The 505-nt window shown below is 38.6% G+C and carries 1 protein-coding gene; it reads right to left on the reverse strand.

The features are described from left to right. Positions 1-321 precede the first annotated feature (321 nt). Positions 322-505 (reverse strand): hypothetical protein (locus N1032_RS28130; protein WP_259544047.1); only part of this gene is annotated, 184 nt, incomplete at its 5' end.

Here is a 505-nt window from a genome sequence, read left to right on the forward strand (position 1 = left end):
AAGAGATTTCACGTGGATGTCAAAGACCCATATTCAAAAACAGACGAGAAAAAAGAAGCTTAATTGCTTCTTATTTTTTATTCATTTCTACATTCACATTACTAGAGCGATCAATACACTTAAACATAATGTGCATCCTATAACTCACTCAGCCAATCTGAACCATACATTTTCAAATATTTCTTTAATTTTCTTCATTTTAGACTCCTATTCATTTTAGCCATTTTAAGCCAATTTACCACATGCCCGCTGTCTTTACCCTACCCACGCTCAAATCACGCTGTATCGGGCTAAAAACCACCTTCTCGAGCCTGTTAAGCACTAGTGATTGCATTCATCTGTCAATTTATAGTTTCCTAGCACCACTTGCCCATTGTGAATCCCGTATGCTTCAACCACTTCTCTCTCCTGCCCCACGATAACAGTTCTAGTGTGTTTAGGGGTTTTGCCATTTTGCAGTCTACCCATTCTGTTGTAAGCACCAACTTTAGCAGCTGAATTTGCT

Origin of the sequence: Herbiconiux daphne, from assembly GCF_024979295.1 — a bacterium.
In the GTDB taxonomy this organism is placed as follows: Bacteria; Actinomycetota; Actinomycetes; order Actinomycetales; family Microbacteriaceae; genus Herbiconiux; species Herbiconiux daphnes.